Raw genomic sequence first — 26,215 nt, forward strand, 5'->3', positions numbered from 1 at the left:
CCGAGACCGGGACGTGCCGGTACGTAACACACAAGATAGCGTTGTCCCTTATGGAAACCCTCGTCGTCGATCATCCGCTCGTGGCCCACAAGCTCACCGCGCTGCGCGATGTCCGCACCGACTCCCCCACCTTCCGCAGGCTGGCGGACGAGCTGGTGACGTTGCTGGCGTACGAGGCGACCCGCGACGTGCGCGTGACCGAGGTGACGGTGCAGACCCCCGTGTCCCCGGCGCGCGGCCTGCGGATGGCCAAGCCCCACCCGCTGGTGGTCCCGATCCTGCGGGCCGGGCTGGGCATGCTCGACGGCATGACCCGGCTGCTGCCCACCGCCGAGGTCGGCTTCCTCGGCATGATCCGCGACGAGGAGACGCTCCAGGCGGAGACGTACGCCACCCGGCTCCCTGACGACCTGTCGGGGCGGCAGTGCTACGTGGTCGACCCGATGCTCGCCACGGGCGGCACGCTCGCGGCGGCGATCAAGTTCCTGTTCGACCGGGGCGCGGTGGACGTGACGGCCATCTGCCTGCTGGCCGCCCCGGAGGGCCTGGCCTACATGGACAAGGTGTTCGCCAACTCCGGCAAGCCGATCCGGGTCGTCACCGCGGCGCTGGACGAGCGGCTCAACGAGTACGGCTACATCGTGCCGGGTCTCGGCGACGCCGGCGACAGGCTCTACGGCGTGGTCTGACCTGCGCCAATCCCCCACCCAGGGTGGCCACTTCGTTACATACTGTGATTGCATGGGTACGTAGAGCCATGAAAGACACTGGGGTGTGGGGGATCACCATGTGCGTTTGTCCGAGCTCCGGAGTGTGCTCGTGAACGGTCACACCGAGTCGGAGCCGAGCCCGTACGCGGAGGTCGAGGCGGCGCTGTGCGACGAGTTCGCCGGCGTCCACTCCGCGGCCACCGTGACGAGATGTGTCGAGGCGGCACATTACGGCGCGCTGGAGGTCACCGGGTTCGCCCACCCCAACCTTGTGGAGCGGATCGCTCGCAAGCATCTCCACGTGCTCGCCCTCGTGGCCAGCGACCGTGGCTAACAAGATCGGAACCAAACCGTCGAGTCACCTTTACCCCGGCATGGGGGTGGGTAATGTATGAGACGGGTGGAGTGGGTAAGTCGGTTCGGAGGCGACAGTGCAGGTCAAAAAGGTCCTCACATACGGCGGCATCGGTTTTGTCGCCTACTACCTGTTCGCACGGCCCGCTGACGCCGCTGACGCGGTCAGAGGGGCGTTCGACACCGTGTTCACCGCGGCCGATTCGCTGGCCCAATTCGTGAACAACCTCGCATGAGACTTGTGACCCACGGGGACTCTGCTCCGTCGTCGGTCAACCGCTACCTTCTCCCCCACGAGCAACAAGTCATCATGGTGCGGCGCCACCCCGCCGTGCTGCTCCGCCCCGTCGCCGAGGTCTTCGGGGGCCTGATCGTCGCCGGACTCCTCAGCCGGTTCTTCAGCGGCGAGGGCAGCGCCGGCACGGCCCTGGTGGTCGTCTGGTGGCTGTGGCTGCTGTTGTTGATCCGTTTTGTCTGGAAAGTGGCTGAGTGGTCGGTTGACTACTTCGTCGTGACTTCCAAACGGATGCTCTTGACCACCGGGCTGATCACGCGCAAGGTCGCGATGATGCCGCTGGGAAAGGTCACCGACATGAGCTTCCAGCGATCTCTGCTGGGGCGCATGCTCGGCTACGGTGAGTTCATCCTGGAGTCCGCCGGCCAGGACCAGGCACTCTCCACCGTGGAGTACATCCCGTATCCGGAGACCCTGTACCTGGAGGTCTGCTCGATGCTTTTCCCGGGCAAGGACGACGGAGACGATTAATCTCCAGGTAGAGAATTCTTCACGCGGGTATACCCCATTCGGCTACTTCATGCAATCATTGCGGGGTGTTGACCCTTCCCCGCCTTGAGAGATGAGATGCCGAGTCAGGGAACCATCGGTGACCGCGTCCGAGGATTGCGGCTTAACAGGCGGATGTCGCAGGCCCAGCTGGCCGGACCCGACCTGTCGGACAGTTACGTCTCGCTCATTGAGTCGGGCAAGCGCACGCCGACTCCCGTCGTCGCCCGGCTTCTGGCCGAGAGACTCGGCTGCACCACCGAGTTCCTCCTCCATGGCATAGAGCCCCGCCAGCGCATCGACACCGAGCTCGGCCTGCGTCATGCGGAGCTGGAGCTGCACCACGGTGATCCCGCCGTAGCGGCCGACCGATTCACGGAGATCGTCAAGGCCGCCGACGAGGAGAACGCCATGCTGACGGCGCAGGCCCGCTTCGGCAGGGCTCGCGCGCTGGAGGCCCAGGGCAGGCTCGGGCAGGCCGTCGAGGCCTTCGAGCGGCTGCGCAGGGAGGCCTCGGCCCACCCTGAGCGGCTGGCCGACCTGCCGATCACGGTCGCGCTCAGCCGCTGCTACCAGCGGGCCGGCGACCGGCTGCGGGCCCGCGACCTGGCGTCGAAGGCGCTGGAGCAGGCCGAGCGGATGTCGATCGTGCAGGGCGAGCTCGCCGTCGACCTGGCCTGCGCGCTGGTGGCGCACGCCGGCCGCGAAGGCGACTCCCCCGAGCTCGTCTACGTCAAGAAGGTGCTCGACGTCGCTGGCTTGTCTGATGTTATGGACCGTTCCGGAGAGGTCCGCGCTCTCTGGCGGGCGAGCGGCGAGGCGGCCGCGGGCGAGGACTCCGCGCTGGCGGTGCGCCTGGCCGACGACGCCATCAGCGCAGGTCGCGACGGCCGGATCGCGCTTCAGCTGGCTCGCCTGGGCATGCACTGGGCGCGGCTGGAGTGGGCTCCGGCGGACGAGGCGGAGCGGTTCGCCGCCGCGGCCGCCCGCACGTTCGCGTCGGCGGGCCTCGGTCACGAACGGGGCGAGGCCCTCATCGTGCTGGCCCGGGTCATGCTGCGCGCGGCCGATCCGGACCGCGCGGCCGAGCTCGCCGCAGAGGCGCTGGGGCTGCTCGGCGGCGGCAGCGCCGTGGCCGAGGCACACCTGGTGAGCGCCACGGTGGCCGTCAGGCGCCAGGCCGACCCGGCCGACCACCTCACCGCCGCCCGCGTCGTCCTCGACGGAGCAGGCCGCCAGCCGTACGGCGCCGACCGGGTCTCCGCCCGGTGCTGGCGTGAGCTGGGCGACCTTTTCGGCCAGGTCGGCGACCGGGCCGAACAGACGGCCGCCTACCGTAAGGCCCTGGAAGCCGCCGGGGTGCGCTCGATGATGGCGGGGCTGACCGTCGACACGACGATCGCCCGCTGACCGCCGAGGGGGGTTCCAGACTCGGGCATTCCCGGGTCTGGAATACACTGGGGTTCCAGTCATTGACTCATAGGATGATCGGTTTCCCCAGAGGAGGCGGACTGTGAGTCTGCGTACGGCGCAGCGGGCTTCGCTCGTCGACCAGGTGATCGATCAGCTCAAGGAGCAGATCACCACAGGGTCGTGGCAGATGAACGGCAAGATCCCGACGGAGACCGTGCTCGCCGAGCAGCTCGGTGTCGGGCGCAACACCGTTCGGGAGGCCGTGCGCGCGCTCACCCATGCCGGCCTGCTGGAGTGCCGCCAGGGCGACGGCACCTACGTGCGCGCCACGAGCGAGCTCTCGGGGGCCATGCTCAGGCGCCTGCGTCAGGCCGAGCAGCTGGAGATCTTCGAGGTCCGCCGCGCGCTGGAGGTCGAGGCCGCCCGGCTGGCCGCCACCCGCCGCACCGACGAGGACATCGCGCTCATCGAGGCGGCGCTGGCCGAGCGCGACCACGCCTGGGAGCAGGACGACCCCGCCCGGTTCGTGGAGACCGACCTGGCCTTCCACATGGCCGTCGCCTACGCCACGCACAACCGGGTGCTCATCGACCTGTACGAAGACTTCTCCGCGGCGCTGCGGGCCAGCATCACCGCGGCCGGCACGTCGCTCAACAAGACCTACATCCCGCATGACGCGATCGCCCGCGCCATCGCCGCCGGCGACGCGTCCGCCGCCGAGCGCGCCGGACACGCGTGCATGGAACACATCCTCATCGCGCTCACCGAGGGCTGAGGCCGGCCCGAGGGCCGGGTCAGCCGCCGAGCCGGTCGGCGTGGTCGGCGGCGAACGCCTCGAACGCGCGGGCTTGGTGTCCCATCACCTCGGCGAAGTCACCGGTCGTGTAGTCCCCCCAGCCGCTCGCGTACGCGCGGGCGTACTCGACGTTGACCGCCGCGTCCCACTCCGGCAGCCCTGCCTGGATCATCGCCTGGCGCGCGTCCTCGGGGCCGACGGGCTGATAGCCGGCGCCGATCCTGGCGGCGGCCTCGCGCAGCGAGATGCTCTCCGGGCCGGTGATCGTGTAGGTCCTGCCGTGGTGTGGCCGCGCGTCGGCGAGCACGCGGGCGGCGAAGGCGGCGATGTCACGCACGTCGATGAGGCCCATCCTGCCCTCACCCGTCGGGCCGTACAGCGTGCCGGCGTTGACCGACCCGAACAGGTTCTGCATGAAGAAGGCCGGCCGGATGACGGTCCAACTCAGCCCGGAGGCGGCCAGTTCGATGTCGGACAGCACGTGCAGGCGGCCGTTGCGGGTGGGCGCGTCGTGCCCGGCGCCGATGGCCGACATCCGCACCACGTGCCGCACCCCCGCCTCGCGGGCCGCCCACACGGCGTTGGAGCCGGCGTGCGGCGCGTCCGGCCCCATCGCGGTCAGCAGCCATACGGTTTCGACCCCCTTGAAGGCGTCTTCGAGCGTTTCCGGCCTGTGCAGGTCGCCCACCGCTACATCCACCCCTCGCGGCGCCCGCGCCGGGTCACGGACGAGCACGCGCACGTCGTCGGTGCCGGGCAGGGCGCGCAGCAGCGCGCCGGAAACGGTGCCGGTGGCACCGGTTATCAGCAGAGTCACGTCAGCTCTCCTTCTTCGGTGGAAACCAGGTCGTCGATCAGATCGAAGAAGGCTCGGATGCCGGGCAGGTCGCCGCCCTTGGCGCGCGAGGCGGCCAGGTCGGCGGGGCTGCGCCACTCCACGATGTCCAGCCACTCTCCGCCGGGCAGCCGGACGAGGCGGGCGCCGAGGAAGCCGGTCCGGCCGGTCCGAAAGCCGGCCAGCATGCCGGGGCGGGCGGCCAGCAGTTCGCCGGTACGCTCCGGGGCCACACGGAATCTCGTCAGTTCCACTGTTGCGGTCATACCGGAAGCCTAATAGTACCAATTAATGACCGTCAATATCAGTGACTAATTGGAGGATGGCATGCGCCGGAGCGAGCGCAAGAGAAACGAACCCGACCTCGGGATCCTGAGCAGCCGCACCCTCTTCAGCCTGCAGAAGGAGTTGTTCGCGGCGCTGGCCGAGCAGGGGCACCCGCGGCTGCGGCCGCGCCACGGCGCCGTGCTCGCGTACCTGGACGAGGAGGGCAGCCGGGCCACCGACCTCGCCGCCCGCTCGGGGCAGCACAAACAGGTCATCGGCACGCTCGTGGACGAGCTGGAGGAGCTCGGTTACGTGGAGCGGCGGCCCGACCCGGCCGACCGGCGGGCGAAGCTCATCGTGCCGACCGGCAGGGGCCTGGACCAGATGGCGCGTTCGGAGGAGATCCTGGCCGCCATCGAGGAGCGGCACGCCGAGGCCGCGGGCGAGGCCGACTACGCGACGTTCAAGCGGGTCTTCAGGCTGGTCGCCGAGCGCCAGTCAGGTCAGGCGGAGTGACATCACGAGATAGCGGAAGTCGGGGCCGGCGTCGCCGGGCACGTCCTGGATGAGGGCCGGCCGGGTCGTGGACTCCATGTTGATGCGGGCCAGCTCGGTCTCGATGCCGGTGAGCCCGTCGAGCAGGAACTGCGACTGGAACGCGATCTGGATGTCGTCGCCGCGCAGCTCGCAGTCCACCACCTCGGCGCCGCGGCCGATGTCGCCGCCGCCCGCCTGGATGAGCACCTGGCCCTGGCTGAACGACAGCCGGATCGCGGTGTTGCGCTCGGCCACCAGCGCCACCCGCTTGATGGCCGCCACGAACGGCGCCACCCGCACGTCGGCCCTGATCGACCACTGCGAGGTCAGCCTGCCCCGGTAGTCGATGAACTGCTCGTCGAGCAGCCGCACGGTGGTGCTGCGGCCCACGCTCTCGAACCCGGCCACCCCGTCGCCGAGCGCGACCTGCACCTCGCCGCCGCGCAGCGACCTGGCCACCTCCACCAGCACCCGGGCGGGCACCATGGCGGAGACCGCGGCGTCGGGGCTGACAGGGCGCCAGCCGAACTCGCGGGCGGCGATGCGGTAGCGGTCGGTGGCGGCCATCGTCACCGACTCGCCCTCCACGTCGACCCGGATGCCGGTGAGCATGGGCAGCGTGTCGTCGCGGCTGGCCGAGGGCGCCACCTGGCCGACGGCGGAGGCGAACACGCCACCGCCGATGGCGCCGATGGCGGGCGGCATCGTCGGCATGGTCGGGAAGTCTTCGACCGGCATGGTGATCAGGCCGAACTCGGCGCTGCCGCAGGTCAGCACCGCCTCCTGGCCCTCGGTGAGGATCTCCACGTCGTCTTCGGGCAGGCTCCGGCTGATCTCGGCGAGCAGCCGGCCGGGGATCAGCACGCGGCCGGACTCCGCCACGTCGGCGTCGACGGCGGCCCTGGCCGAGACGTCGTAGTCGAACGCGGACAGGCTCAGCTCCTCGCCCGCCTCCAGCAGCAGGCCGGACAGCACGGGGGTCACCGGGCGGCTGGGCAGAACCCTGGCGGCCCAGGCGACGGCGTCGGCCAGCACGTCACGGTTAACCCGGATCTTCACCTGATCGACCCTTTCTTCTCGGCATGCCCTTAGAAGGTATCCGAGGCCACCGACAAAGCCCGCCTAGCGGTTGTTGAGGTAGGCGAGGACCGCCAGCACCCGGCGGTTGTCGTCGTCGGACGGGGCCAGGCCGAGCTTGCCGAAGATGCCCGCCGTGTGCTTGGCCACGGCGCTCTCGCTCAGGTAGAGCCGCTGGGAGATGGCGGCGTTGGAGCGGCCCTCGGCCATCTGCTCCAGCACCTCGCGCTCGCGCGGGGTGAGCGCGGCCAGCGGCTCGTTCTTGGCGTTGCTGGCCAGCAGCTTGGAGATGACCTCGGGGTCCATCGCGGTGCCGCCCGCCGCGACCCGGCGCACCGCGTCGATGAACTGCTCGGCGTTGAACACCCGGTCCTTCAGCAGGTAGCCGATGCCGCCCGAGCCGTCGGCCAGCAGCTCGCGCGCGTAGAGCTGCTCGACGTGCTGCGACAGCACCAGGATCGGCAGCCCCGGCACCTTCTTGCGCGCCTCCAGTGACGCCTGGAGCCCCTCGTCGGTGAGCGTCGGCGGCAGCCGCACGTCCACCACCGACACGTCGGGACGGAGCTCCAGCAGGCCCTTCAGCAGCTCGGGGCCGCTCTCCACGGCGGCGACCACGTCGAACCCGTGAGCCTGCAGCAGGTGGACCAGCCCGTCTCTGAGCAGGTAGAGGTCTTCGGCGACGAGCACCCTGTTCATCAGCAGAACCCTACGCCCTCAAGCGGGTTGCGGGGCGCCAAGGGGTGGTCCTTGTGGTGGGCCGGGATGGCGACCGCGGTCGCGTACATGGCCGTACCGAGCAGGATCATGAAAGCGATGCAGGGCCACTGCCACGCATCGGGCAGGTGCAGCGCGAGGAACCAGGCCTTCTCGTCGAAGCCGACCAGTTTGAAGATGCCCGCCACGACGCCCTGTGGGAACAGCGGGCACCAGGCCGTCCCGTACAGGGCGATCACGGTGGCCAACTTCCAGCGAGGCAACTTGGCCACGTCTCCGGCCCAGTGCTCGGGCAGCACCTTCGGCAGCTCCAGGGTCACCGTCGTCGGCCCGCCCGCCGGGCTGTGGATCGCCATCACGCCGTCGAAGGCCGCCAGCCGGCGCTCGATCCCGGTCAGGCCGCTGCCCTTGGACGGGTCGGCGCCGCCCCAGCCGTCGTCGGTGACCGTGATGCGCAGGTTGGCTCCGCTGGTGCTGATGTCGATCTCCACCGACTCGGCCCCGCCGTGCCGGGCGGCGTTGGACAGCAGCTCGCTGACCGCGAAGTACGCCGCCGCCTCGACCGGCGCCTCGGGCCGGTGCGTCAGCTCCACCTGGACCGACACCTTCAGGGCGCTGTCCATCGCCAGCGCCCGCACCGCGTCGCCGAGGCCGCGCTCGGCCAGCACCGGCGGGTGGATGCCGCGGATCACCCGGCGCAGCTCGGTGAGCGTCTCCGCCGACGCCTCCCTGGCCTTGGCCATCAGCGCCCTGGCCGCCTTCGGGTCGGACTCCATGAGCTGCTCGGCGGCCCCGATCGTCATGCCGAGCGCCACCAGTCTGGCCTGCGTGCCGTCGTGCAGGTCACGCTCGATCCTGCGCATCTCGGCGGCCTGCGTGTCGACGGCGAGGTTGCGTGCCCGGTTGAGACTGCTGAGCTGGCCGGCCATCCGGCTGGACGCGGTCGCGGCCAGCAGCAGCTCGCACCAGAGCCCGTACACCCGCAGCCCGCGGCCCGGCAGCAGGATCAGCAGCGGCAGCAGCACCATCTTGACGCCCGGATCGAGCAGCAGCCAGAACCCGTCGCGCCAGGTCGCGGGGTCGGTGAGCATCCACTTCCAGCGGTCGTTCCAGGCCGGCATCCGGGGCGTCTTGTAGAGCGTGCGGTGCGACCGGTAGAGCCCGTCGGGCTGCGGCTGCGGAGGCGGCGGCTCCGGCAGGTACGGCGGCTCGATCACGATCCCGGACGAGGAGCGCACCAGGTAGCGCGTCATCCCGGTCACCCATCTGATCATCCGCACCTGCGGCGGGAACAGGAACACCATGCCCAGGCCGAAGCAGAGGACCAGGCACAGGAACGCCGACACGAGCGTCAGGAGCTGCACGACGACGAGCGCGAGCAGCGCGAGGACGTGACCGATCTTCCGCACCATGACAACCAGTGTGCGCGATGGAGCGGGATGCGCACACTGCACCTAAGTACACCTATGCCCGGCAACCAGCTCGATTCCCCGGCAGAACCGGCGTCCCTAGCGTCGTAGACATGAACGTCATCGAGGTCAAGAACCTCCACAAGCGCTACAAGGACCACGTGGCGGTGGAAGACGTGTCGTTCGAGGTCCGGGCCGGAGAGATCTTCGGCATCCTCGGCCCGAACGGCGCGGGCAAGACCACCACCGTGGAGTGCGTGTCGGGCCTGCGCGTGCCCGACGGCGGCACCCTGCGCGTCGCCGGCATCGACCCTGTACAGGACAGGGACGGGCTCCGGCGCGTGCTGGGCGTGCAGCTGCAGAGCTCCGCGCTGCCCGAGAAGATCAAGGTGTGGGAGGCGCTCGACCTGTACGCGTCCTTCTACCAGGACCCCGCCGACTGGCCGGAGCTGCTGGAGCGGGTCGGCCTGGGCGCCAAGCGCGACGCCATGTTCGGCAAGCTGTCCGGCGGCCAGCGCCAGCGGCTGTCCGTCGCGCTCGCGCTCGTCGGCAAGCCGCGCATCGCGGTGCTCGACGAGCTGACCACCGGGCTCGACCCGCAGGCCCGCCGCGACACCTGGGAGCTGGTCGAGCAGGTGCGCGACTCCGGCGTGACGATCGTGCTCGTCACCCACTTCATGGAGGAGGCCGAGCGGCTCTGCGACCGGATCGCACTCATCGACTCCGGCCGCGTCGCCGCTATCGACTCGCCCGCCGGGCTCGTCGCCCGGGTCGGCGGGGAGCAGAAGGTGCGGTTCAGGCCGTCCGCGCCCGTGGCCGACTCGGTGCTGACGTCGCTGCCCGAGGTCAAGGAGATCAGCCGCACGGGCGACCAGGTGGTCGTCACCGGCATCGGCAACCTCGCCCCCGCCGTCACGCTCGCGCTCGCCGAGCAGCGGATCGTCCCCAACGACCTGCGGATCGAGCAGGCCACCCTGGACGACGCGTTCCTCGCACTCACCGGAAGGAAGCTGGCATGAAGAAGATCCTGCTCGTCGAGACCAAGCTGCTGGCGCGTGACTGGCTCGGCGTCGCGCTCTCGCTGGCGCTCCCGGTCGGCCTGCTGCTGGTCCTGGGGCAGATCCCCGACCTGCAGAAACCCGACCCGAACCTGGGCGGTCAGCGGTTCGTCGACGCCCAGCTGCCCGCCCAGATGATCCTGCTCGCCCTGCTGACGACCGCTTTCACCATCCTGCCCGGCGCCATGGCCACGTATCGGGAGCAGGGCGTGCTGCGCCGGATGTCCACCACGCCGACGCACCCGGCGCGGCTGCTCGGCGCGCAGCTCCTGCTCAACCTGATCATCGCGCTGTGCAGCGCCGTGGTGGTGATCGTCGCCGGGTGGCTGGTGTTCGGCTCGCAGATCCCCGGGCAGCTCTTCGGGTTCCTGCTGGCGTACCTGCTCGGCGCCGCCGCGATGCTGGCGCTCGGCCTGGTGATCGCCGCCATCGCGCCGAACAGCAAGACCGCGCCCGGCATCGGGTCGGTGGCGATGTTCCCGCTGCTGTTCGTGGCCGGCATGTGGATCCCGCGCGAGATCATGCCCGACACGCTGCGCACGATCAGCGACTTCTCCGTGGTCGGGCCGTTCGTCAACGCCATGCGCGACACCTGGGCGGGCGACTGGCCGCAACTGCCGCACCTGGCCGTCATGGTCGGCGGGCTGGTGCTGTTCAGCGGGCTCGCCGTGCGCCTGTTCAAGTGGGAGTAGTTTGTTCCCATGGTGGCCTTCGCACAGATCAGCGACATCCACATCGGCGGCTCGCCGGCCAGCGAGGAGCGAGCCGCCGCCGTCCTGCGTCATGTCGACTCCCTCGGCCTCGACGCGATCCTGGTCACCGGCGACATCGCCGACCACGCGCTGCCGGAGGAGTACGACACCGCCGCCGCGCTGATGCGCGTCGGCACCCCGCTGATCGTCTGCCCGGGCAACCACGACTCGGTGCCCGAGTTCGACAAGCGGATCGGGCCGGCCAACCAGGTGCTCAGGCTCGACGCGGTGACGCTCGCGCTGGCCGACTCCAGCGTCCCGGGCGAGGCGTACGGGTTCCTCGCCGACGAGACGCTGGCCTGGCTCGACGAGGTGCTGTCCGAGCGGCCGGGGGTGCCGGCCTTCGTGGGCCTGCACCATCCGCCCGTCCCGCTCGGCATCCCGTACGTGGACAGGATCGCCCTGCGTGAGCCGGAGCGGCTCGCAGACGTGCTGGCCAGCCACCCGCACGTGACGGCGGTGCTGGCCGGGCACGCGCACACCGCCGTCCAGGCCCGGTTCGCCGGGCTGCCGCTCGTCGTCGCGCCCGGCGTCGTCTCGACCTGCCTGACGAGCGTGGAGACCGCCGACACGTTCCCTGTCTCGTACGAGCTGCCACCCGCGTTCGCGCTGCACCTGTTCGACGGCGGGAACCTGGTCACCCACTTCAGGCCGGTCGTCCTCAAGTAATGTCGAGGTCGTGACCAAGGTTGCCTGGAACTCCAAGGAACTGACCGTGGGCCAGCTCGCCGAGCGCAGCGGCGTCGCCGTCTCGGCCCTGCACTTTTACGAGGCCAAGGGTCTCATCGCCAGCCGGCGCACGGCCGGCAACCAGCGCCGCTACACCCGCGACACCCTGCGCAGGGTCGCGTTCATCCGGCTCTCCCAGCGCCTCGGCATCCCGCTCAAGACCATCAAGGACGCCCTCACCGAGCTGCCCGAGGGCCGCACCCCCACCAGGGACGACTGGGCCCGGCTGTCGGCCGCCTGGCGCGGCGAGCTCGACGACCGCATCGAGCAGCTCCAGCGGCTCCGCGACGACCTCACCGACTGCATCGGCTGCGGCTGCCTCTCGCTCGACCGCTGTGTGCTCGCCAACCCCCACGACCGGCTCGGCACCGAAGGGCCGGGCGCCCGGCGCATCGACACCCGGATCTGTCCTCCCAGCACCTGCCGCTAGCCCGGCCGGGGACGATTCGGCAGGGGACGGCAAAAAGGTCAAATACCTCCTGTCCGGATTATGGGGTGAGGCCGAGGAGAAAAACCGAGAGGTACCGGCATTCGCGCCCAAGGAGGAGTCATGGCTGATACCCAGACGCAGCCGTCCACAGCCCAGGACAAGAAGGTCACGCTGGACCTGCCCATGATGTCCATCCAGCTCCACAAGCCCGACATGAAGCTGCCGCACGTCCCGATGCCGCACATCAGCAAGCAGGAGATGGGCCACGCGGTCGACGTCGCCAAGTCGATCCTGCCGCCGCCGGAGCGCGTCGCCTACTACGGGGCGCTCGGCGCGCTCGCGGTGTTCGGCGTCGTCGAATGGCCCGTGGCGGCCGCCATCGGCGTGGGCACCGTCATCGCCCAGCGCGCCCGCGGGAACGGCAACGGCAAGCCCACCTCGGCCCGCAAGCCCGAGAAGCCCAAGCAGAACGAGATGGAGACGAGGCAGAAGACGGCGAGCAAGGCGGCCGAGGCCGCCACCGCGAAGAACAAGGCCGCGGCGGTCAAGAACGCCTTGACCCGGCAGAAGGAAGCGGTCGAGCGCACCCGTCCGAGCAAATAGGCCGAACCAGCCGAGAGAACAGGGGGCGGCATGCCGGCGTTCGGCCTGTTCTCCGCTGACACCTTGCTGGACCTCCTTCCTGAGCCGGTACGCGGCCTCGTCCCGCGCCCCCGCCGGGTGCGGGCGTGCCCCGGCGGGACCCGCGTGGAGCTGCGCCACCTGGGCGGGCCGGGAACGGAAGAGCGCGTCCGCGAGCTGGAAGGGCGGCTGCTGGCCCACGGCGCGCGCCGCGCCGAGGTGAACGGGACGCTCGGCTGCGTGTTCGTCGACTGCCCGCCTGGCGGCGAACTGGACGAGCTCATCGAGCTCATCGAGGAGCACGACACCGAGGGCCCGCCCCCCGCCCGGGTGCTCGACGGTGCGGAGCAGCAGGCCAAGGCCGCCGTGAGCCTCGGGCTCAACCTCGTCGGCGCCGCCCTCGCGCTGACCGGCCAGGTCGCCCGCGTCCCCCGGCTGTCCGACGCGGTGCCCAGCTTCGCCGCGCTGGCCGACGAGATCCCCCGGGTGCGCCTGGAGCTGGAGCGGCGCCTCGGCGCGTCGGCGACCGACGCGATACTCGGCACGACCAGGATCGTCGCCAACGCGCTGGCCGCGCGACCCGTGACGCTGCTCGTCGACTCCGCCGCCGCCGCGGGCCGGTACGCCGCCGCGCACACCGGCCGACGCGCCTGGGAACGGCGCGAAACGGCGCTCGCCGGCCACGACGGCTCCTACCGGCACATCAGGACCGAGGAGTCCGAACGGCCAGCCCCGCTGCCCCGCGGCCCGCTCGAACGCTACGCCGACCTCGCGGGCCCCGGCGCACTGGCCGCGCACGGCGTGACCACGTTCCTCACCCGCGACCACCGGCGCGGGCTTCCCCTGCTCATCTCCGGCACGCCCAAGGCCGGCCGGCTCGCCAGGGACGGCTACGTCAGCGCGATCATGGCCGCTCTGGCCGGGCGCGACGCGATGGTGCTCGACCGCCGGGCGTTGTCCCGCATGGACCGCGTCGACACCGTCGTCTTCGACGCCGCCGTGCTCACCTCCGGCCGGTGGGCGATCGAGAGCGTGCTCCCCCTCGTACCCGACGTGGACCTGGACGAGCTGCACGCCTGCCTCTACACGCTGCTCGACCTCACCGACCCGGACGCGCGGCGCGAGCAGGACGGCTGGACCGCCGCCCCCGCCGGCCTGGACGTCGCGCGCTCGGAGTGGGTCGACCAGGGCATCCGCCCCGTCACCGTCTCGAAGGACGGCGCGGAGGTCGCGCTGGTCGGGCTGGCCAGGGAGCCGCATCCGATGGCCGAGGCGCTGGTCTCCGCGGCCAGGAGCGCCGGCACCGTGATCATCGCCGGCGACGAGGACGGCCTCGCCCTCCGGCTCGGTGTCGATCCGTCCCCAGGGTCCGAGCCGGCTGAGCTGGTGCGCGAGTTGCAGGCTGACGGGCACGGCGTCGCCGTGGTCTCGCGGCGCGCGCGGCGCGCGCTCCGCGGGGCCGACCTGGGCATCGGCGTGCTGGAACCGTCCAGGCGCTTCCCCTGGGACGCCGACGTGGTGGGCGGGCTGGACGCGGCGCACCTGGTGCTGCGGTCCCTGCCGGTCGCCAGGAAGGTGAGCACCCGAGGCGTGTGGCTCGCCGCCTCCGGCGCGGTCGCGGGCTCGGGGCTGGCGTTCATCGGCCCGGAGGCGGCCGCCCCCCGGCGTGCCAGTTGGGTGCGGGACGCCGTGTCGGCGGTCGCGCTGGTCTTCGGCTACTGGTCGGGCCGCGCCACCGGGCGCGGCACTCCGCCCGTCCAGGCCGACCCCACGCCCTGGCACGCCATGGCCATACCAGACGTGCTCGCCCGGCTCGACACCTCACGCAAGGGACTGACCGAGGAGGAGGCCGCCCGCCGCAGGACCCCGCCCGCCGCGACGGAGGAGGCGCCGGAGTCCCTGGCCGGCGCGGCGGTCCGGGAGCTCGCCAACCCGCTGACACCGGTGCTCGCCGCCGGCGCGGGCGTGTCGGCCGCCGTCGGCTCGGTCCTGGACGCCGGGCTCATCGGCGGCGTGATGCTCATCGACGCCCTCCTGGGCGGCGCCCAGCGGACCGGCGCCGACCGGGCGCTCAACCGCCTCTCCGAGATCACCGCGGTCACCGTGCGCGTGCGCCGGCCCGGCGGCACGGTCGACTGCGACGCCGGCGTCCTCGTCCCGGGAGACGTGATCGAGCTGCGCGCGGGCGACGCCGTGCCGGCGGACGCCAGGCTGATCAAGGCGTCGGGGCTGGAACTCGACGAGTCCACGCTCACCGGCGAGTCGCAGCTCGTCACCAAGACCATCAGCCCCACGGCGGCGCCCGCCGTCGCCGAGCGCAGCTCGATGGTGTATCTGGGCACGACCGTCGCGGCGGGCAGCGGCCGCGCCGTGGTCGTCGCCACCGGCGAACGCACCGAGGCCGGCCGGACCGCCGCGCTCGCCGCCCTGGAACCGCCACCGAGCGGCGTGGAACTGCGGCTGCGCGAGCTGAGCCGCAGGATCCTGCCGGCCGCCGTCGGCTCCGGCGCGGTGCTGATGGGCATCGACCTGCTCCGCGGCTCGCCGCTGGCCACCGCGCTCGGGCCCGCCGTGAGCATGATGGTGGCCGCGGTGCCCGAAGGCCTGCCGTTCGTCGCCACCATCGCCGAACTCGCCTCCGCCAAGCGGCTCTCGCAGCGCAACACGCTGGTACGCAACCCGTCCACGATCGAGGCGCTGGGCAGGGTCGGCGTGCTCTGCTTCGACAAGACCGGCACCCTCACCGAAGGCCACATCAGCCTCGGCCGGGTGTCGGACGGCTGGCACCAGAGGTCGCCTGACGAGCTGACCGGCGAGATGCGGGCCCTCGTCGGCGCGGCGCTGCGCGCGGGGCCCAAGTTCGGCGACGACCGCAGGATCGCCCACCCCACCGACCGGGCCGTCATCGAAGGCGCGGACGCGCTCGGCATCACCCTCGACGAGGGCCTGAAGTCCTGGAAACGCGTCGACGAACTGCACTTCGAGCCCGCCCGCGGCTACCACGCCGTGCTGGGCACGTCCGGGCCCGGACACCTGCTCAGCGTCAAGGGCGCCCCCGAGGTCGTGCTCGGCCGCTGCTCCACCGTCCTGCGCGACGGCCACCACGTCCCGCTGGACGACCGGATCAGGCTGGAGCTGGGACAGGAGGTGGAACGGCTGGCCCGGCAGGGCTACCGCGTGCTCGCCGTCGCCGAGCGGTCCGCCTCCAGCCGCGCCGACCTGGACGAGTCCCGCATCGAACGGCTGTGCTTCCTCGGCTACCTCGGCCTGGCCGACCCCATCAGGCCCACGGCCAAGGCGAGCGTCCGGCAGCTCATCGGGGCGGGCGTCCGGGTCATCATGATCACCGGCGATCACCCCAGCACCGCCGAGGCCATCGCCGCCGAGCTGGACGCGATCAACGGCCGGCGGATCATGACAGGGCCCGAGATCGACGCGCTCGACGACGAGCGGCTCGGCGAGGTGCTCTCCGACGTGGCCGTCTTCGCCAGGACCACCCCGGAGCACAAGGCACGCATCGTGACCGTCCTGCGCGACACCGGCAAGGTCGTCGCCGTGACCGGCGACGGCGCCAACGACGTGCCGGCCATCCGCCTCGCCGACGTGGGCGTCGCGCTCGGCTCCACGGCCACCCCGGCCGCCCGGTCGGCCGCCGACATCGTCGTCCTGGACAACCGCATCGAGACCATCATCGACGCGATCGTCGAGGGCCGCGCCATGTGGGGGTCCGTACGCGACGCGCTGGGGATCCTGCTCGGCGGCAACGTCGGCGAGATCGCCTTCACCCTCGGGTCGAGCCTGCTGACCCGGCGCAGCGCGCTGAACGCCCGCCAGCTGCTGCTGGTCAACCTCCTGACCGACATGCTGCCCGCGCTGGCCGTGGCCGTGCGGCCGCCCAGCGCCGCCAGCCCGGAGAAACTGCTGGCCGAGGGGCCGGAGGCCTCGCTCGGCACCGCGCTCACCCGCGAGATCTACCTGCGCGCCGTCACGACCGCGGCGGCGGCCGCCGCCGCGTGGCTGCTGGCCAGGATGGGCGGCACCCGCGGGCGCGCCGACACCGTCGGGCTCATCGGCCTGGTCGCCGCCCAGCTCCTGCAGACCCTGGCGCTCGGCCGGCGGGACCGCCTGGTCGTGGCGGCGTCCGTGTCGTCGCTGGCCGCCCTCTTCGTGGTCGTGTCGGTGCCGGGCCTCAGCCAGGTCTTCGGCTGCCGCCCGGTCGGCCCCATCGGCTGGGGGATCGGGCTCACCAGCGCGGCCGCGGCCACGCTGGCCGCCGTCGCGGTCGAGAGCCTCGGTATCAGATAGACATCGATCGTTCACCTTCCGGTCACTCGGACTACAGCTCCCGGCGTGTTTTGTGGTTAATTATGCGAGGAAAGACACACTCGTCCCCGCAAGGTACCTAATGTCCGAATTCCTGGCGTCCCTGCTGGCCAAGGCGGCGGTCATGCTGCTCGAAGCCCTCATCATGCGCCTCGTCCAGTCGATCGTCACGTCGCTCGTGAGCCCTGCCGGAGTGCGCCTGGCCTAGTGTTGCGCCATGTCGACGAAGCGGCTGTAGTGGCCCTGGAAGGCCACGGTCACGGTCGCCGTCGGCCCGTTACGATGCTTCGCCACGATCAGGTCGGCCTCGCCCGCCCGTGGCGACTCCCTCTCGTAAGCGTCCTCACGGTGCAGCAGGATCACCATGTCGGCGTCCTGCTCGATGGAGTTGTGCAGGCTGATCCCGTTCGCGATGAAGTTGTGCGTGCCCAGCACCGTGGCGTCGAAGACCGGCTGCTCGCCCAACGACTCGACTGAGGCGATCTCATCCCAGAAGACGTCGTTGGTGGCCAGCAGTTCGAGGTCCGAGGCGTCCAGGACTGCGGCGACCCGTCCGAGGCGCTCCCGGCTCGGCGCGTGTTTCCAGAGCGTGGTCCCGCAATAGCTCGTCCCCATGCCGGCGGCGAACTCACGCTGTGACATACCTCGTTCCACCAGCGCTGTGCGGACGCGCGTCCAAACCTCCTTCGGCACCGTGTCGATGTTGGTGTTACCGGTGATCAGCCGTAGGCGCCCGGCGCACTGACGCGCAGCCGTCTCGCGCCCGCCGTGGACACCGATCTCGTCGAGGAAACGTAGCTGGTTCTCCGCTCCGTAGACGAACAGCTGGTAAGAAGGGCGGTGATCGCCCTTACGGGACTCCTTCACCCGAGTCATCACGTTGAACCGCAGCAGGAGCCGCGCCACGTCGTCCACCAGGCGCCTGCTGGTGGACGCGTAGGAGATGCGCGCCTGCCCGGCCTTCTCGTCCCACCACACGCACCCGTCGGTGGCCCACAGATGCCTGAGGAAGAGCGCGGCCTGCCGCTTCGGCAGCGCGAACAGGCCGTCCGGCATGAACTTCTCATGACTGCGCAGACCGAACAGGCCCAGCCCGTCGAGCCAGGCGGCGATGGGATTCCGCTTGCCATGGGTCAGCCGATACGGCGCGGGCAGCCGCAGGGAGGTGCACCGAGCCGCGGCGTGCTCGTCCCGCACGGCGGTGATGTGGAAACGCCGGGCGGCCGCCTCCGTGACGACGGCCAGGTTCGCCTCGTCGGTGCTGCTGTAGCGGATCGGCTGCCCACGTACGAACGAGCCGTCGCCGATCAAATGGGCGAGCAGGACCAACTCGTCCTCGTCCCAAGACTCGACGTCCAAGGGAGCGGGGACGTGTCGCGGCACGGCCACCCGCGCCCCGGCGGCGAGATCCGCCAGGGGACGCCAGCCGTCGTAGGTGAGGAACGGGTGTCTGGCCGTCGCCTCCACCTCTCTGCCTGACCGGAGCCGGACCCGGTAGACCTCCCTGACCCCGCTCGGGAAGACGTGCGTCATCGTCCGGGGCACAAGCTTCAGCCGGTCGTCGAGAGACCAGACCGGGATGTCGCGCGCACCCGATTCGAGCAGATCTCCCAGCGAGACCTCGGCGCCCGTGTCGGCCCGCATGACGCGGGTGGCGGCGGTCAGGCAACCGGACTCACGCAGGTCGCTCACCTGGGGGCGCTTGTCCGTGCGTTGTTCGGGGCCTCGGTTGAGCTGGGAGATGGCGATGACGGGGACCTCCAGCTCCTTGGCCAGCAGCTTGATGGCACGGGAGATCTCCGACACTTCGTTCTGACGGCTCTCGGTCTTCTTCGGCGAGCTCATCAGTTGCAGATAGTCGATGACCACGAACCGCAGGTCGTTGCGCTGCTTGAGGCGGCGGCACTTGGCCCGGATCTCCATCATCGACATGTTGGGCGAGTCGTCGATGAACAGCGGCGCCTCCGCCACCTCGCTCATCCGCCGCGCCAGGCGCGTCCAGTCGTCGTCGGTCATCATGCCCGAGCGCATGGCGTGCAGCGCCACCCGCGCCTCGGCCGACAGCAGTCGCATGGTGATCTCGTTGCGCGACATCTCCAGCGAGAAGATGACGGTCGACATGCCGTGCTTGATCGCCGCCGACCGGGCGAAGTCCAGGCCGAGCGTGCTGTTGTGGGTCGGGATCCAGGACCGGCTCGCCAGGTAGAGGTGGTCGGCGTTGTCGACCTGCACGCAGCGTACGGGCCTGGACGGGACGGGGCGCACGTCCACGATGTGGCGGACCGACGCGGCCGGGTCGGCGTCGCCGGCCTGACTGACGGCCTTCCTGGGGAGCCGGAAGACCTGGTCCGGCGTGGTGAAGCTGATCGTGTAGCAGGTCACCTGATTGGTGCGGACGGTCGGCTGGTAGCCGAGGCTCAGGATCAGCTCGCGCGCGTCGCGGGCGAGGCGCCGGTCCGTCACGGCGAACCGGATCCGGCCCGCGGCGTCGACGCGTCCGCCGGAGTCGAGCAGCCCTGCCAGCAGGGCGCGGCGCTGCCGCTCCGACGCGCGCAGGTAGCTGACCGGGATGTGCCTGTCATCCAGGACGCCGAGGGAGCGCAGGACACCCTGGAGGCTGGGGCTCACGCTCGCGCCCCGGCCGTCGCCCAGCCAGATCCCGAGGGCGTAGGGCGGCAGGGGAAGGTCCGCCTCCTCTCCCTGGAGAGCTGCGGCCACCTCGACGGCGTGGTGGGGCCGCTGATCGGCGGGACACCGCAGGGTGGCGGCGATCTCCTCGGTGGTCACGACCGAGCGGATGGCCGCGCGCGTCCGTCCCTCTCCGCCAGGCCGGGAGAGCGATCGGCGGGAGGCACGGGTCGTGGTGCGCCACTGATGGCCGGCGTCGGCCACGATCACCGTGCCGTCGCTGAACTCCACCTCGTAGCAGGGCCTGCCGTGCATCACCTCGGTGGCCGCGACGACGCGGGTCGGCCTGCCGTCGGCGCCGATCAGGTGGTCGCCGACCCGGACCTCGCCCATCGTGGTCCAGCCCGTCGGCGTGGGCAGGGGGGTGTCGAGGGCGAGAGCCTTCCCGATGGCCGGTCGGGCGGCGACGACGATCATCTGGCCCGGGTGGAGGCCGTTGGTGAGCTGGTCGAGGTCGGCGAAGCCGGTCGGGACGCCGACCATCTGACCGCCACGGCTGCCGATGGCCTCCAGCTCGTCGAGGGCGCCGGGCATGATGTCGGCCAGGGCCGCGTAGTCTTCGGACGTGCGGCGCTCGGTGACCTTGTAGATCTCGGCCTGGGCGCGGTCGACGAGGTCGTCGACCTCTTCGTTCTGGCCGCCGTAGCCGTAGGAGACGATGCGGGTGCCGGCCTCGATGAGGCGGCGCAGCACCGCCTGCTCGCGGACGATCTTGGCGTAGAAGTCGGCGTTGGCGGCGGTCGGGACGACGGCCGTGAGGGTGTGGAGGTAGGCGGCGCCGCCCACGCGGGCCATCTCGCCGCGTTTCTGCAGCTCGGCGAAGACCGTGACCGCGTCGGCCGGCTCACCGCGCCCGTAGAGGTCGGTGATGATGTCGAACACCATCTGGTGGGCGGGGCGGTAGAAGTCGTCGGAGCGGATGATCTCGATGACGTCGGCGATCGCGTCCTTCGACAGCAGCATGCCGCCCAGCACCGACTGCTCCGCCTCGATGTTGTTGGGCGGTGTGCGTTCGAACCCCGGGCCCGCACCGATCTCTTCGTCAATGCTCACCGCGCCCCCTCAACTGCTCGCAGCGGTCGAGCCACCCCCAGTTGTAGCCGACCGGTCTGACAGTTTCGCGGCTCTGCGGCCCATCAGCAACGCGGCCTGTGGACAAGGTTGTGGTCAAGCTGTGTACGCAGCCCGCTCAGGGTGTGAAAGGCCTGTGGACGAGCCTGGGGATAACTGTGGACATCATCATCCACATGCCCTCCGACCTGCGGATACGATGTCCACCGGCTGTGGAGGGAAGAAAGTTGGCAACCTGCGTCCCGTAAGGGGCATAATCGATGAATGCCCATTACGCCCCAGGATAGGGAGATATTGCGGCTGGCCGTGCCCGCATTCGGCGCGCTGGTGGCCGAGCCGCTCTTCCTGCTCTCCGACTACGCGATCGTGGGCCACGGGCTGGGCACCACCGCGGTGGGCGCGCTGGGCGTGGCCGGCACGGTCCTGACGACGCTGGTGAACCTCTGCGTGTTCCTCGCGTACGGCACGACCGCGTCGGTGGCGCGGCAGACCGGGGCGGGCCACCACGAGCGGGCGATGCGCCACGGGGTGGACGGCATCTGGCTGGCGCTCGGCATCGGCGCGGCGCTGATCGCGGTCATGTGGCCGCTCGCGCCGCCGGTGGTGGACCTGTTCGGCGCCGCCCCGGACCAGGCCGAGCAGGCCGTCACGTACCTGCGGATCAGCCTGCTCGGCACCCCGGGCATGCTGGTGGTGCTGGCCGGCACGGGAGTGCTGCGCGGCCTCCAGGACACCGTGACGCCGCTGGTGGTGGCGGTCGGCTCGTTCGCGCTCAACGCGGTGCTGAACGCCTGGTTCGTGCTGGGCCTGGACTGGGGCATCGCCGGGTCGGCGTGGGGCACCGTGCTGGCGCAGACGCTCGGCGCGGCCGTCTACGTGGCGGTCGTGGTCAAGGGCGCGCGGCGGCTGCGCGTCCCCCTGCGGCCGGACCCGGCGGGGGTGCGGCAGGCGGGCACGGCCGGGTTCGCGCTCCTGGTCAGGACCGTGTGCCTGCGGGTGGTGCTGGTGGTCGCCATGGTGATCGCCACCAGGATGGGGCAGGCCGAGCTGGCCGCGTACGCGATCGCCACGCAGGTGTGGACGATGCTGGCGTTCGCGCTGGACGCCATCGCCATCGCTGGGCAGGCGATCACCGGCCGGGCGCTCGGCGCCGGGGACGTCGAGGCCACCCGGCGGGCCACGCGGCGGATGGTGACGTGGGGCGTCTGGTCGGGTGCGGTGCTGGGGCTGCTGGTGCTGGCGGCGCGGCCGCTGCTGCCGGGCCTGTTCGACGCCGACCCGCAGGTGACCGAACAGCTGCTCGCCGTGCTCTGGCCGGTGGCGCTGTTCCAGCCGATCTGCGGGGTGGTGTTCGTGCTCGACGGCGTGCTGATCGGCGCGGGTGACCAGCGTTATCTGGCGTGGGCGGGGGTGTGGACGACGCTGGCGTACCTGCCCGCCGCCGCCCTCGCGTCCGGGATGGACATCGTGGCCCTGTGGTGCGCGCTCGGGGTGTGGATGGTGGCCAGGCTCGTCACCCTGGCCCGTCGCGCCACTGGCTCCGCCTGGCTGGTGGTCGGGGCTTAGCACCGTGACGCTTCCGTGCTTGCTGTCGCCGGAAGTGGTGAGGCACTGTGGGCGGGTCTCATGAGCGGGGTGTGTCACTTTGTCCGCAATGATGCGACGGCTGCCACCAGCCGAGGCGACCGGCCTCCGCACCGGCGCGCGCCATGCGCTGGCCCAGGTGTACCGGACCTCCGACCTCGTGGTGCTCGGACTCGGTGTGATGATCGGCGCCGGGATCTTCAGCATCGCCGGGCAGATGGCGGCGACGAAGGCCGGTCCCGGCGTCATCCTGTCCTTCATGATCGCGGGCATCGCCTGCCTGCTGGCCTGCCTGTGCTACGCCGAGCTGTCGTCGACGATGCCGACCTCCGGCAGCGCCTACACCTTCACCTACGTCATCTTCGGCGAGATCTGGGCGTGGATCATCGGCTGGGCGCTGATCCTGGAGCTGCAGCTGGCCGCGGCCGTGGTGTCGCGGGCGTGGGCGCAGATCACCGTGGGCGCCATCGGCAACTTCGGCGTGCGGGTCCCCCGGCCCGAGGTGGTCGAGAACGTCCTCGTCCTGGTCATCCTGGTGCTGCTGACCGGGGTCGTGGCGGCCGGCGCGCGGATCGGCCTGCGCGCGCTCTGGGTGATGGTGACGGCCAAGCTGCTGGCCATCGGCGCGGTCATCGTGGTCGGCGCGACGTACGTGGACGTGGCGAACTTCGGCGACTTCCACGCCGAGCCGCAGCCGGTCACCACGCCGACGGCGACCGTGCTGGACCTGTTCGTCGGCCAGGGCCAGACGTTCGGCTGGTCAGGCGTGTTCGCCGCCGCCCCGGTGATCGCGTTCGCCTACATCGGGTTCGACATCGTCGCGACCGCGGCCGAGGAGACGGTGAACCCGCGCACGGTGGTGCCGAAGGGCATGATCCGCAGCCTGGTCGTGGCCACGGTGATCTACATCGCGGTGGCCGCCGTCATGGTGGGGATGGTCCCGTACACGAGCATCGCGGTGGAGGCGCCGCTGGCGAGCGCGTTCCAGGCGGTGGGCGCCGGGTGGATGACGCACGTCATCGACGTGGGCGCGGTGCTCGGGCTGACCACGGTGATCCTGGTGCTGCTCGTGGGGCAGACCCGGGTGCTGTTCTCGATGGCGCGCGACGGGCTCATCCCGCGCCGGTTGGCGGTGATCAGCCGGGCCTACCACACGCCGTCGCGGGTGACGCTGGTGATCGGCGCGGTCGCGATCGTGCTGGCCGAGTTCGTGCCCGTGCTCACGATGCAGGAACTCGTCGTCATGGGGACGCTGTTCGCGTTCATGTTCGTGGCGGCCGGGGTGATCGTGATGCGGCGCAGGATGCCGGAGCTGGAGCGCGGCTTCCGGGTGCCGCTGTCGCCGCTGCTGCCGATCCTGTCGCTGGTCGCCACGTTCTGGCTGATGGTGAACCTGCAGGTGCACACCTGGGCGTGGTTCGCCCTGTGGATGGCCTTCGGGGTGCTGGTCTACCTCGGGTACGGCAGACGCCGCAGCCTGCTGGCCGACCCCGGCCGGGCCGCCGCGGCGACACCCGGACGGGGCAGGCACCGGCGTTAGAAGCGGCCCGACTCCAGCACGCTGCCCAGGAAGGCGCGGGTGCGGTCGTGCTCCGGCTCGGTGAAGATCTTCTCCGGCGGACCCTTCTCCAGCAGCACGCCGCCGTCGAGGAAGCACACGGTGTCGGAGATGTCGCGGCAGAAGGACATCTCGTGCGTCGTCAGGATCATCGTCATGCCCGACTCCTTGAGCTCCCTGATGACGGCGAGCACCTCGACGACCAGCATGGGGTCGAGCGCGGAGGTGACCTCGTCCAGCAGCATCACCCGCGGCTTGGTGGCCAGGGCCCTGATGATGGCCACCCGCTGCTGCTGGCCGCCGGAGAGCCGGTCCGGGTAGGCCCCGGCCTTGTCCGCCAGCCCGAACCTCCGCAGCAGCTCGTGCGCCTCCTCCTCGGCCTGCGCGCGGCCGACCCGGTGGACCTGGCGCGGGGCCAGGGTGATGTTGTCCATCACGGTCATGTGCGGGAACAGGTTGAACGCCTGGAACACGGTGCCCAGGCGCTTGCGCACCGCGTCGACGTCGGCCCGCGGGTCGGTGATCTCCTCGCCGTCGAGATGGATGGTGCCGTCGTCGGCCGTCTCCAGCAGGTTGACGCAGCGCAGCAGCGTCGACTTGCCCGAGCCGGACGCGCCGATCAGGCTCACCACCTCGTGCTGCTCGACCTCCAGGTCGATGCCGCGCAGCACGACGTTGCCGCCGAAGCTTTTCCACAGGTTGTGGATGGTCAGCACGCTCATGAGCCCTGCCTCTTACGCGCCTTCGCCGACAGGTGGTCGGTGTACCGGGCCAGCGGAATCGTCAGCAGGATGAACAGCAGCGACGCCACCAGATAAGGGGTGTAGTTGAACGTCTGCGAGGCGATGATCTGGGCCTGCCGGAGCACCTCCACCAGGCCGATCGTGGACACGAGCGCGGTGTCCTTCTGCAGCGAGATGAAGTCGTTCAGCAGCGGCACCACCACCCGGCGCGCGGCCTGCGGCAGCACCACGAACCGCAGGGTCTTGCCGTGGCTCAGGCCCAGCGAGCGCGCCGCCGCCACCTGGCTGGGGTGGATCGACTCGATGCCCGACCTGAACACCTCCGCGACGTACGCACCGTACGAGAGCGTCAGGGCGATGACGCCGAGAGTGACCAGGTCGTTCGGGATGCCTTGCAGCTTCAGGGCGGGGAGCCCGAAGCCGACCATGAGGATGACCAACAGGGTGGGCACACCGCGGAAGGCGTCCACGTAGAACGTGGCCAGTGCCCTGAGCGGGAAGAGCGCGGGGTTCTTGGTGCCGCGGACCAGCGCCACGAGCAGGCCCACGACCAGGATCAACGGCTCGGCGATCAGGAAGATCTTGATGTTGATCAGGAAGCCCTCGGCCACCGCCGGCGCCGACCTGAGGAACATCTCCGGGTCGAAGAACGTCTCCTGCACCCGGGGCCACCCCGGCGAGTTGACGACCACCACGACGACCAGGGCGACGAACAGGATCGTGGAGATCGTCGCGACCGAGGCCGTGCAGCGGCCCTGTGACGCGAGAACCCGCTCGCGTTCGCGCTGGCGTTCGCTCTTGACCCAGACCGGGTCGGCGGTCACTTCAGCTCCGGCGCGCCCGCGGCCTCGCTCAGCCACTGCTGCTCGATCTTGTCCAGGTCACCGTTGGACTTGAGCTTGTCGACGGCCTTGTCGACGCAGGACTTGAGCCCGCTGCCCTTCTCCATGACCAGCCCGAACTCCTCCGGGGTCTCGCCGGTCGAGCCGAACTGGCCGACGATCTTGGAGCCCTCGACCTGCGCCGCCGTCACGTAGAAGGCCGTCGGCAGGTCGAGCACCAGAGCGTCGATCTGCCCGTTCTTCAGCGCGTTGATGGAGTCGATCTGCTCGTTGTAGACGTTCGGCTCCGCGGTGGGCTGGATCACGCTCTTGACCGCGTCCAGCGCGGTGGTGCCGACCTGCACGCCGATCTTGGCGTCCTTGAGCTCTGCCAGCGAGGCGGCGCCGGCGAACTTGCCGTCGCCCAGCGTCACCACGGACTGCTTGACCGTGTAGTAGCCGTTGCTGAAGTCGACGGCCTTGGCCCGGTCGGGCGTGATCGAGACCTGGTTGATGTCGAAGTCGAACCGCTTCTCGCCCGGGGCGAACGCGGTGTCGAACTTGACCGTCTCCCACTGCACCTCGTCGCGGTCGAAGCCCAGCTCCCCCGCGACCGCGTACGCGACGGCGCTCTCGAACCCCTGGCCGTTGGCCGGGTCGTCGTCCTTGAACCACGGCTCGAAGGCGGGCTTGTCGGTGCCGATGGTCAGCTTGCCCTGGTTGACGAGCGTGAGCTGGTCCTTGGTGCACGCCGTGGACGAGGTGGGAGAGGCCGCCGCCGTCGTCGCCGTTTCGTCGACGGGCGCGCAGGCGACGGTCGCGGCCGCCAGCGCACCGAGCGCGATCAGCATCGAAGGACGGGCCATGGGGAGCCTCCAGGGGGAACGCGAGAGGAAGAACGTGAGAATTCTACGCGGCCACGGCGGGGATCAGGTCCCCCA

25 protein-coding genes are annotated in these 26,215 nt (G+C 70.8%); 16 read left to right on the plus strand and 9 right to left on the minus strand.

Annotated elements, in window-relative coordinates:
- The first annotated feature begins 50 nt into the window (after positions 1–50).
- The 6 genes from upp (at position 51) to ACZ6YG_RS35410 (ending at position 4,036) form a co-directional block, all read left to right on the plus strand.
- Positions 51–689, plus strand: coding sequence for a uracil phosphoribosyltransferase (upp, locus tag ACZ6YG_RS35385; RefSeq protein ID WP_219549824.1), 639 nt, complete (start codon positions 51–53; stop codon positions 687–689).
- Positions 690–819: 130 nt separating this feature from the next.
- Complete coding sequence (locus tag ACZ6YG_RS35390) at positions 820–1,044, plus strand: three-helix bundle dimerization domain-containing protein (protein ID WP_148035981.1); 225 nt, start codon at positions 820–822, stop codon at positions 1,042–1,044.
- A 97-nt stretch (positions 1,045–1,141) separates the two neighbouring features.
- Positions 1,142–1,300 carry a hypothetical protein gene (locus ACZ6YG_RS35395; protein ID WP_187281558.1) on the plus strand — a complete coding sequence of 53 codons (159 nt, stop codon included), beginning with the start codon at positions 1,142–1,144 and terminating at the stop codon, positions 1,298–1,300.
- On the plus strand, positions 1,297–1,830 hold the full coding sequence (locus ACZ6YG_RS35400; RefSeq protein WP_148035980.1) for a PH domain-containing protein: 534 nt from the start codon (positions 1,297–1,299) through the stop codon (positions 1,828–1,830). Before ACZ6YG_RS35395 ends, ACZ6YG_RS35400 begins: the two co-directional genes overlap by 4 nt.
- Before the next feature lie 96 nt (positions 1,831–1,926).
- On the plus strand, positions 1,927–3,258 hold the full coding sequence (locus tag ACZ6YG_RS35405) for a helix-turn-helix domain-containing protein (protein ID WP_219549822.1): 1,332 nt from the start codon (positions 1,927–1,929) through the stop codon (positions 3,256–3,258).
- Positions 3,259–3,361: 103 nt separating this feature from the next.
- Positions 3,362–4,036 (plus strand): FadR/GntR family transcriptional regulator, encoded by a 675-nt coding sequence (locus ACZ6YG_RS35410; RefSeq protein ID WP_148035978.1) that lies wholly within the window; start codon positions 3,362–3,364, stop codon positions 4,034–4,036.
- A gap of 19 nt (positions 4,037–4,055) precedes the next feature.
- Here the strand turns inward: ACZ6YG_RS35410 and ACZ6YG_RS35415 are convergent, their stop codons facing one another.
- Positions 4,056–4,874: an NAD(P)H-binding protein gene (locus ACZ6YG_RS35415; RefSeq protein WP_148035977.1), complete on the minus strand. Its 819-nt coding sequence runs from the start codon at positions 4,872–4,874 to the stop codon at positions 4,056–4,058.
- Positions 4,871–5,158, minus strand: coding sequence for an antibiotic biosynthesis monooxygenase (locus ACZ6YG_RS35420; RefSeq protein WP_219549818.1), 288 nt, complete (start codon positions 5,156–5,158; stop codon positions 4,871–4,873). The genes ACZ6YG_RS35415 and ACZ6YG_RS35420 overlap by 4 nt, the downstream gene beginning before the upstream one ends.
- Before the next feature lie 61 nt (positions 5,159–5,219).
- On the opposite strand from ACZ6YG_RS35420, the gene ACZ6YG_RS35425 reads away from it, so the two are divergent.
- Positions 5,220–5,675 carry a MarR family winged helix-turn-helix transcriptional regulator gene (locus ACZ6YG_RS35425; protein WP_466020395.1) on the plus strand — a complete coding sequence of 152 codons (456 nt, stop codon included), beginning with the start codon at positions 5,220–5,222 and terminating at the stop codon, positions 5,673–5,675.
- Here the strand turns inward: ACZ6YG_RS35425 and dnaN are convergent.
- The 3 genes from dnaN to ACZ6YG_RS35440 form a co-directional block, all read right to left on the minus strand.
- Positions 5,658–6,755 carry a DNA polymerase III subunit beta gene (gene dnaN / locus ACZ6YG_RS35430; RefSeq protein ID WP_271279664.1) on the minus strand — a complete coding sequence of 366 codons (1,098 nt, stop codon included), beginning with the start codon at positions 6,753–6,755 and terminating at the stop codon, positions 5,658–5,660. The genes ACZ6YG_RS35425 and dnaN overlap by 18 nt on opposite strands.
- Positions 6,756–6,818: 63 nt before the next feature.
- On the minus strand, positions 6,819–7,469 hold the full coding sequence (locus ACZ6YG_RS35435; protein WP_148035973.1) for a response regulator transcription factor: 651 nt from the start codon (positions 7,467–7,469) through the stop codon (positions 6,819–6,821).
- Positions 7,469–8,899: a sensor histidine kinase gene (locus ACZ6YG_RS35440; RefSeq protein WP_466020396.1), complete on the minus strand. Its 1,431-nt coding sequence runs from the start codon at positions 8,897–8,899 to the stop codon at positions 7,469–7,471. The genes ACZ6YG_RS35435 and ACZ6YG_RS35440 overlap by 1 nt, the downstream gene beginning before the upstream one ends.
- Before the next feature lie 110 nt (positions 8,900–9,009).
- Between ACZ6YG_RS35440 and ACZ6YG_RS35445 the strand changes: the two genes are divergently transcribed.
- The 7 genes from ACZ6YG_RS35445 to ACZ6YG_RS35475 all read left to right on the plus strand — a co-directional run bounded on the left by ACZ6YG_RS35445 (position 9,010) and on the right by ACZ6YG_RS35475 (position 17,017).
- Positions 9,010–9,915 carry an ABC transporter ATP-binding protein gene (locus ACZ6YG_RS35445; RefSeq protein WP_148035971.1) on the plus strand — a complete coding sequence of 302 codons (906 nt, stop codon included), beginning with the start codon at positions 9,010–9,012 and terminating at the stop codon, positions 9,913–9,915.
- Complete coding sequence (locus ACZ6YG_RS35450; RefSeq protein WP_148035970.1) at positions 9,912–10,646, plus strand: ABC transporter permease; 735 nt, start codon at positions 9,912–9,914, stop codon at positions 10,644–10,646. Before ACZ6YG_RS35445 ends, ACZ6YG_RS35450 begins: the two co-directional genes overlap by 4 nt.
- Positions 10,647–10,655: 9 nt before the next feature.
- Positions 10,656–11,375 (plus strand): metallophosphoesterase, encoded by a 720-nt coding sequence (locus ACZ6YG_RS35455; RefSeq protein ID WP_466020397.1) that lies wholly within the window; start codon positions 10,656–10,658, stop codon positions 11,373–11,375.
- Between the two features lie 10 nt (positions 11,376–11,385).
- On the plus strand, positions 11,386–11,865 hold the full coding sequence (gene soxR, locus ACZ6YG_RS35460) for a redox-sensitive transcriptional activator SoxR (protein ID WP_148035968.1): 480 nt from the start codon (positions 11,386–11,388) through the stop codon (positions 11,863–11,865).
- A gap of 120 nt (positions 11,866–11,985) precedes the next feature.
- A complete protein-coding gene (locus ACZ6YG_RS35465; RefSeq protein WP_148035967.1) occupies positions 11,986–12,468 on the plus strand; it encodes a hypothetical protein in 483 nt (160 codons plus the stop codon).
- A gap of 30 nt (positions 12,469–12,498) precedes the next feature.
- Complete coding sequence (locus tag ACZ6YG_RS35470) at positions 12,499–16,791, plus strand: cation-translocating P-type ATPase (RefSeq protein ID WP_466020398.1); 4,293 nt, start codon at positions 12,499–12,501, stop codon at positions 16,789–16,791.
- 100 nt (positions 16,792–16,891) lie between these two features.
- On the plus strand, positions 16,892–17,017 hold the full coding sequence (locus ACZ6YG_RS35475; RefSeq protein WP_261808989.1) for a hypothetical protein: 126 nt from the start codon (positions 16,892–16,894) through the stop codon (positions 17,015–17,017).
- On the opposite strand, the gene ACZ6YG_RS35480 is transcribed toward ACZ6YG_RS35475, so the two are convergent.
- Entirely contained in the window at positions 17,014–20,550 is a 3,537-nt protein-coding gene (locus ACZ6YG_RS35480; RefSeq protein ID WP_466020399.1) for a replicative DNA helicase, read from the minus strand. The genes ACZ6YG_RS35475 and ACZ6YG_RS35480 overlap by 4 nt on opposite strands.
- A 282-nt stretch (positions 20,551–20,832) precedes the next feature.
- On the opposite strand from ACZ6YG_RS35480, the gene ACZ6YG_RS35485 reads away from it, so the two are divergent.
- Both ACZ6YG_RS35485 and ACZ6YG_RS35490 read left to right on the plus strand, forming a co-directional pair.
- Positions 20,833–22,134 (plus strand): MATE family efflux transporter, encoded by a 1,302-nt coding sequence (locus ACZ6YG_RS35485; RefSeq protein ID WP_364233901.1) that lies wholly within the window; start codon positions 20,833–20,835, stop codon positions 22,132–22,134.
- A gap of 88 nt (positions 22,135–22,222) precedes the next feature.
- Positions 22,223–23,692 (plus strand): APC family permease, encoded by a 1,470-nt coding sequence (locus tag ACZ6YG_RS35490; RefSeq protein ID WP_261808988.1) that lies wholly within the window; start codon positions 22,223–22,225, stop codon positions 23,690–23,692.
- On the opposite strand, the gene ACZ6YG_RS35495 is transcribed toward ACZ6YG_RS35490, so the two are convergent.
- The 3 genes from ACZ6YG_RS35495 to ACZ6YG_RS35505 are packed head-to-tail and all read right to left on the minus strand — an operon-like array spanning position 23,689 to position 26,140.
- A complete protein-coding gene (locus tag ACZ6YG_RS35495; RefSeq protein WP_187281557.1) occupies positions 23,689–24,432 on the minus strand; it encodes an amino acid ABC transporter ATP-binding protein in 744 nt (247 codons plus the stop codon). The two genes, ACZ6YG_RS35490 and ACZ6YG_RS35495, sit on opposite strands and share 4 nt — an antisense overlap.
- Positions 24,429–25,277: an amino acid ABC transporter permease gene (locus ACZ6YG_RS35500; RefSeq protein WP_466020400.1), complete on the minus strand. Its 849-nt coding sequence runs from the start codon at positions 25,275–25,277 to the stop codon at positions 24,429–24,431. Before ACZ6YG_RS35500 ends, ACZ6YG_RS35495 begins: the two co-directional genes overlap by 4 nt.
- Positions 25,274–26,140, minus strand: coding sequence for an ABC transporter substrate-binding protein (locus ACZ6YG_RS35505; protein ID WP_397196486.1), 867 nt, complete (start codon positions 26,138–26,140; stop codon positions 25,274–25,276). The genes ACZ6YG_RS35500 and ACZ6YG_RS35505 overlap by 4 nt, the downstream gene beginning before the upstream one ends.
- Between the last annotated feature and the right edge of the window lie 75 nt (positions 26,141–26,215).

It is taken from the genome of Nonomuraea sp. NPDC054003 (genome assembly GCF_055585125.1).